The organism is Paenibacillus puerhi, from assembly GCF_009846885.1.
Lineage (GTDB): Bacteria > Bacillota > Bacilli > Paenibacillales > NBRC-103111 > Paenibacillus_G > Paenibacillus_G puerhi.
In genome coordinates this window covers 1-991 of record NZ_WUWM01000094.1, presented here as the reverse complement: position 1 = coordinate 991, position 991 = coordinate 1, and the positions used below count along the sequence as shown (strand labels likewise).

Here is a 991-nt window from a genome sequence, read left to right as displayed (position 1 = left end):
TTGTTGTGCGACGAAGTTGGCACGATGGATTGGGTCATTGCGCTTCAACAACTGGTTGAACTGATGAACGAAGTTGCAGCAAAGGCAGGAAAGAGAATCTCAAAACTGATTCATCGTCAACTTCAAGATTGGATTGCCGGTTTGCCTAGCTACATCAAGGTTTATTTGCCAATTTCAAGCTGCGAAAGTTGAGTTAATAAATTCCCAATGTATGTACTCGTGGATAAAAACGGTATTTCGATGCAAACCAAAATCCGAGTGAATTGGAAAATTACTTAGCTTTAAAAAGAAAGTATTAAAAAGTGGATTTTATTAAGCTATCCGGAGACGTTAGTTTAACAATAATGCATGCTGCCACACAACTAGTGACAGCATGCATTGTTAATTTGGAAATTCTAGGGAACTTCTACATGTTCTTATGTATGCTTAGATCAGAACGATTAATTGAAAAATTGGAAATCTTACAGGGTTAAACGGCATGCTAGCAGTTGTTCCTTCTGATCTTAAGAACTACACTACATTTTAGACTGATCCCTTTCTTTTATGCCACTTAGCCCACGGCTCCCAATAATAATGAGTTGCTGCTCGGTATCCCCTGCATATTTTAATATTTCATGTGCAGGATCTCCCTTAAGATGAACGGTTTCCGGGTTAATCCCCGCAGATTTTAATTTACATTTGGCTTATTGCAGCTGTTCCAAACTCGCTTTCTCCATTTCGTTCAATATTTCTTCCAACAATTTCTCTGGTACATATGTCATGCCATTCGACACATATTCCTGGCTGACATTAACCAAGGTAACTTGAGTTTGTTTGTTTCGGGCTATTTCAATGGTTGCATCGAGGAGTTTGTTTTATCAAACATATTTAGGGCTTGCTGAACAACTCAATTTATAAAGCGCAATGTGTTAAATCGAAAAAGGGTGAAAAAAACGAAAAAGAGACTCCGAAGTCGCTTCTCCAGATTCATGACTAAGAATTGGATGGCGAT

General features: G+C 38.3%; 2 pseudogenes. One reads left to right on the top strand and one right to left on the bottom strand.

The annotated features are described in order from the left end of the window. A pseudogene (locus tag GSF01_RS29160) lies at window positions 1-192 on the top strand (IS4 family transposase); the annotation flags it as partial. 323 nt (window positions 193-515) lie between these two features. Here the strand turns inward: GSF01_RS29160 and GSF01_RS30565 are convergent. Continuing rightward, window positions 516-662 (bottom strand): annotated as a pseudogene (locus tag GSF01_RS30565) (universal stress protein); the annotation flags it as partial. Window positions 663-991 lie beyond the last annotated feature (329 nt).